Source organism: Galactobacter sp. (assembly GCF_022712295.1).
Taxonomy (GTDB): Bacteria; Actinomycetota; Actinomycetes; order Actinomycetales; family Micrococcaceae; genus Galactobacter.
In genome coordinates this window covers 1-5,698 of sequence record NZ_JALAGT010000052.1, presented here as the reverse complement: position 1 = coordinate 5,698, position 5,698 = coordinate 1, and the positions used below count along the sequence as shown (strand labels likewise).

The following is a 5,698-nucleotide window of genomic DNA, read 5'->3' as shown; positions in this document are numbered from 1 at the left end:
TACTAATCCACAAACTGCGGACGCCACGCCCACAAATCTGCCTATCATCAATCCTGGATTCCAGAAAGCCGGTTAAGCGTCGCTTGGGAAATGAATTAGCTCGAGGGGAGCGGCCGAGCGTGGAGAGAGGATCGACCGGATGGGAGTGGTGGACGACGGATCCACTGGCGGGGACTGACGTGGCCGGGTGGAGGGTGTGTAGCCTGCAGCGGCGGGGTTGTTGGGTGGCGGCGCGACCGGGCAGGGTGTGAAGCGCGCGGCGGCGGGATGGCTGGGTGGCGGCGCCGCCGGGCAGGGTATGAAGCGTGCGACGGCGGGATTGCTGAGTGGCGAAGCGACTGAGCAGGGTCGCGCCACAGGGCTCGGATGGGATCGGCGGCGAGGTGAGGCCTGGAATGACGGTCAGTTGGGCGGCATGGCCGGCTGGCGCCACTGGGCGGTGCTATGGCATCGCAGGGCGGGAAGGTGCGGTGGGATCACAGGGTGGTGTCGCAGGAAGGGGCATCGGACTGCTGGACTCGGAGCGGATCGGAGGAATGGCGTGGCCGGGGGTGAACGCCGGTCAGGAGTAACGATCGGTCGGGTGGCGAGGCCGGACGGGGATTACGGGGAGTCGTCATGGCAAAGGAGATGGGATCGCCGGTCGATGCGGGCGAGCGGCTCAGCTCCCAAGGCTGGGTGGCTGTGCCGTCGGACGATCCGGCGGGGTAGCGATGCCTTAGTCAAGACGGCGCTGCGAGTTGCTGATGATTGCCTGAAAAGTGATTGGAGCGCAACGCCGATTTTGAAACAGGTCTAACGAATATGCATTCAGCAGACATGATTGTCATGGGATGTGACGGCAAGACCAATCAGTACGTGGCCCTCCGACGATACGGTTTGATATAGCTTGTTGGGCCCGGTGAAATAGTTTGTTGCGCTCGCGCCCTTTGCGTGGACTACACGCTGGAGGGACGAAATGTGGCGTGGTCCGTGGCGGCGGCGCGAGCGGAGCGGCGCTGAGTGAAGCGGGCTGTGGTCATCCAATCGACGCAGTGATGCAGCTCACGGTCTAGGCTGGGCTTCATGGGAACCACCAACTACAAGAGCACCTTCATCCAGGTCGCCGATGACAACGCCGTCACCTCCGCTCAGATCCCTCCTAGCTCAGACTCCGGACCCAGCATCGCGGAGTTGGAGTACCAACTCTTGTCAGAGCATCCATACGGTTACACCAGCGATGACCTCCTCTTCGAGGTCTACGCGCTCCGGCACGGGATTCCGGACGCGGATCGCGAGGAGGCCCGTAAGGAGTTCTTCGCGAAGAACCAGGCCTGCCTGCGCGCCTCTCCCCTGGCGAAGCGATACGGCTGGGGCTTCCACCACGACGCCGACGGCAAGGTTGCCCTGGTGGGAGTCGGGACCGACCGCTATGCCGAACTCGTGGCCGATCCGGCGCTGGAGCACATCAAGGCCATGCGTTCCAGCCGCGCCGCTGCCAACGCCTGAGATACTGATCGCCCGACATTGGGCCTTCGGTTCCGAGGTCGAACGTAGTTCTCGGTAGTGTCTTCTTGTGCACCGCAGGTGGTCTGCGGTGGACGGGAAGGGGGAACATGCGCGCGGTAGTCCAGGTGGCAGACGGAGCTCATGTCACTGTTGACGGTGAGGAACTGCAGAACGAGCAGTCCGGTCCTGTGGTGACCGGCGGATTCGAGGGTCAGGGCCTCGTGGTCCTCTTGGGCGTGACACACAGCGACGACGAGGCGACAGCTGCCAAGGTGGCCTCCAAGATCGCGAACCTGCGTATCCTCCCTGACGAGGTTTCCGCGTTGACGGCCCAAGCACCCATCCTTCTGATCAGCCAGTTCACCTTGTACGGCGATGTCCGTAAGGGGCGCCGCCCCGGCTGGACGCAGGCCGCCCCCGGACCGGTGTCCGAGCCTTTGTACGAGGAGGTCGCCTCCCTGTTGCGCGGCATGGGTCTGTCGGTTTCCACTGGTGTGTTCGGCGCCCACATGCGCGTCAACCTCACCAACAATGGCCCGTTCACCATCCTGATCGACTCGGCCGACCTTCCTGGCTGACGAACGCTCGGCCAAGGAGCTCTGGCCAACAATTAGGTGCGAACCGGCGGTGGCCGCCTCCCCTGCGGGCGGCGGCCACCGCCGTCGGGCATTGCGCCCAAGCCAGCGAATCGATCAGGCCTTGGCCTGCTCCTTCTCTGCCGTGTCAGCGGGAGCCTCCGGCTTGGCATCCACGCCAGCCTCCTTGCGCTGCTGCGTGGTGATGGGAGCCGGAGCCGCGGTCAGCGGGTCGTAGCCTCCACCCGTCTTGGGGAAGGCGATGACCTCACGGATGGAGTCCTCACCGGCCAACAGGGAGACCACGCGGTCCCAGCCCAGCGCGATGCCGCCCATGGGCGGGGCGCCGTACTTGAAGCCCTCGAGCAGGAAGCCGAACTGCTCCTGCGCCTGCTCCTCGGAGACGCCCATGACCTTGAAGACGCGCTCCTGGACGTCGCGGCGGTGGATACGGATGGAGCCACCGCCGATCTCGTTGCCGTTGCACACGATGTCGTAGGCGTAGGCCAGGGCCGTACCCGGATCGGTGTCGAAGGTGTCCATGAATTCGGGCTTGGGAGAGGTGAACGCGTGGTGCACGGCGGTCCACTTACCGGCGCCCACCGCAACATCACCGTCGGCGACGGCGTCGGCCGCAGGCTCGCACATGGGTGCGTCGACGACCCACACGAAGGCCCAGCCGCCATCCTTGATGAGGCCGGTGCGGTGACCGATCTCCACACGCGCGGCACCCAGCAGGGCGCGGGTGGGCTTGGTCTCGCCCGCACCGAAGAAGATGCAGTCGCCGGGGTTGGCGCCGACCTTCTCCACCAGGTTCTCCCGCTCCCAGTCGGTCAGGTTCTTGGCGACCGGACCGGTGAGCGTGCCGTCCTCCTGGACCAGGACGTAGGCCAGGCCCTTACCGCCGTGCTGCTTGGCCCATTCCTGCCAGGCATCCAGCTGACGACGAGGCTGCGACGCCCCACCGGGCATGACGACCGCGCCAACGTAGGGCGACTGGAACACGCGGAAGGTGGTGTCCTTGAAGAACTCCTTGAGCTCGACGAGCTCCAGGCCGAAGCGCAGGTCCGGTTTGTCGGAGCCGTACTTGGTCATGGCCTCCGCATAGGTCATGCGGGCGATCGGCCCCTCGACCTTCACGTCGATCAGGGCCCACAATCGGCGGACGATCTCCTCGCCGAGGGCGATGATGTCGTCCTGCTCAACGAAGGAGGCCTCGATGTCCAGCTGCGTGAACTCGGGCTGACGGTCGGCGCGGAAGTCCTCGTCGCGGTAGCAACGGGCCAGCTGGTAGTACTTCTCCACGCCGCCCACCTGCAGCAGCTGCTTGAACAGCTGCGGGGACTGCGGCAGCGCGTACCACTTACCCGGTGCAAGGCGCGCGGGCACGATGAAGTCGCGGGCACCCTCGGGGGTGGAGCGCGTCATGGTGGGGGTCTCCACCTCGAGGTAGCCCTGCTCGTGCAGGAACTCGCGTGCGATCCGGTTGGCTTCCGAACGCAGGCGCAGGTTCGCGGCCGGCTTGGGACGGCGCAGGTCCACGTACCGGTACCGCAGGCGGGCCTCTTCCCCGACCTCCACGTGCTCGTCCACCTGGAAGGGCAGCGGCGCAGCGGTGTTGAGGACCTCGAGTGATTCGGCGAAGACCTCGATGGCACCCGTGGGCAGATCGGGGTTCTCGTTGCCCTCGGGACGCTGCATGACCTTGCCGGTCACGGCGATCACGAATTCGTTGCGCAGCGGAGAGAACACCGCCTCGTCGTGCACCACGACCTGCGCCACGCCGGAACGGTCGCGCAGATCGAGGAAGGCCACTCCACCGTGATCGCGGCGGCGGGCCACCCAGCCTGCCAGGGTGACGGTCTGTCCGATGTGCTCGGCGCGGAGGGATCCCGCGTCATGTGTGCGCAGCACGAACTACTTCCTTTCAAACGTGTATTGCGGGCAGACCGGGGGCGGTCGGCGCCGTGTAAGTCAATCGGTTGTTAAGTTTACGCGTTCTCGCCAGGGCCGACGGCGGGGCGCAGATCGTCAGCATCGGGCACCCAGGTGCCTGCCTCGGCGTCCACCTGTTCACCGGTTCGGATGTCCTTGACCTGGTCCGAGGCGCCTTCGGCGCCCAGGAACCAGACGAACGGAATACCGCGACGGTCGGCGTGCTTGATCTGCTTGCCGAACTTCTCGGCGGTGGCCATCACCTCGGTGCAGATACCACGCTCACGCAGCCGGCGGGCCACGCCCTGGGCGCGGGCCCAGTCCTCGTCGTGGGTCAGCGTAACGAGGACCGCGGTGGGAACCTCGCGGGAGGCCACCAGGGAGTTCTCCGCGATCAGGCGCGAGACCAGGCGAGACACTCCGATTGAGAGACCAACGCCGGGGTACGTCTTCTTGCCCTTGGAGGCCAAGGACTCGTAGCGGCCGCCGGAACAGATGGAACCGAGCTTCTCGTGACCAACCAGCACCGTCTCGTAGACCGTGCCCGTGTAATAGTCCAGGCCGCGGGCGATGGACAGGTCCGCGATCACGCGGCCGGGGGCGGACGTTGAGGCCGCCTCGATGACCTGGGAGAGCTCATCCAGCCCCTCCTCCAGCAGCGGGTCGGAGACGCCAAGCGCCCTGACCTGCTCAACGAAGGAGGTGTCAGGGGTACGGATCGAGGCCAGGGACAGCGCCTGCTGCGCCTGCTGGGAGGTCAGACCCTGGCCGCTGAGATTCTCTGCGACGGCGTCCGCGCCGATCTTCTCCAGCTTGTCGATCTCGCGCAACACTGCGGCGGTGTCCTCAACGCCCAGGCCGCGGTAGAAGCCCTCGGAGAGCTTGCGGTTGTTCACGCGCAGGCGGAAGTCGCCGAGGTTCAGGCTGGAGAGCGCCTCGGCGATGACGAGCGCGAGCTCCACGTCGTAACGGAACGGCAGCGCGCCGTCGCCAACGATGTCGATGTCTGCCTGCGTGAACTCACGGAAACGGCCGTCCTGCGGGCGCTCACCACGCCAGACCTTCTGGATCTGATAGCGACGGAAGGGGAAGTGCAGCCAACCGGCGTTCTCCACCACGTAACGGGCGAACGGCACGGTCAGGTCGAAGTGCAGGGCCAAGGCGTTGGGATCGTCCTTGGCGGCCTTCTCGTCCTGTAGACGGGAGATCCCGTAGACCTCCTTGTCGATCTCGCCCTTGCGCAGCAACTGAGCCACAGGCTCCACGGCCCGCGTCTCGATATTGGCGAAACCATGCAGTTCGAAGACCCGACGCAGGGTGTCCAGCACATGCTGCTCCACGACCCTTTCGGCCGGCAGCAATTCGGGGAATCCGGTGAGCGAGGGCTTACGTGCCATGGTTGAGTGGCGCTCCTGATGAGATCGAAGGGTTGGGCCGTCAAACGGCGTACTGAGCCATTCTAGTTCCAACGCGTGTCACAGCCGCAGCCCAAGTCGTGTGATGGGCGCTTCAACCGTTTAGACTGGTGACTTGTACGTGTGTGTCCGTTTGCCGTGGCCCGGTTGGCCGCGGGCAATGGACGTCTCTTCCAGTGAAGAAAGTGATCCAGAGATCGTGAGCGAGCAGAACCTCAACGAGCAGGTGCCCACCCCGGCTGCCGTCAAGCCCGCCAAGCCGGCAGCCCCGGCCAAGCCCTCCAC

Annotated in this window: 4 protein-coding genes; 2 read left to right on the top strand and 2 right to left on the bottom strand. The window is 65.5% G+C overall.

The genetic code is table 11. The annotated features are described in order from the left end of the window. Positions 1 to 1,065: 1,065 nt before the first annotated feature. Positions 1,066 to 1,488 carry a DUF6157 family protein gene (locus Q0A15_RS03910; protein WP_291278230.1) on the top strand — a complete coding sequence of 141 codons (423 nt, stop codon included), beginning with the start codon at positions 1,066 to 1,068 and terminating at the stop codon, positions 1,486 to 1,488. 107 nt (positions 1,489 to 1,595) lie between these two features. Then, on the top strand, positions 1,596 to 2,066 hold the full coding sequence (gene dtd / locus Q0A15_RS03905) for a D-aminoacyl-tRNA deacylase (RefSeq protein ID WP_291278229.1): 471 nt from the start codon (positions 1,596 to 1,598) through the stop codon (positions 2,064 to 2,066). A 114-nt stretch (positions 2,067 to 2,180) separates the two neighbouring features. On the opposite strand, the gene aspS is transcribed toward dtd, so the two are convergent. Continuing rightward, positions 2,181 to 3,977 carry an aspartate--tRNA ligase gene (gene aspS / locus Q0A15_RS03900; protein ID WP_291278228.1) on the bottom strand — a complete coding sequence of 599 codons (1,797 nt, stop codon included), beginning with the start codon at positions 3,975 to 3,977 and terminating at the stop codon, positions 2,181 to 2,183. A 77-nt stretch (positions 3,978 to 4,054) separates the two neighbouring features. Next, positions 4,055 to 5,395, bottom strand: a complete 1,341-nt coding sequence (gene hisS, locus Q0A15_RS03895) for a histidine--tRNA ligase (RefSeq protein WP_291278227.1) — start codon at positions 5,393 to 5,395, stop codon at positions 4,055 to 4,057. Positions 5,396 to 5,698: the final 303 nt, after the last annotated feature.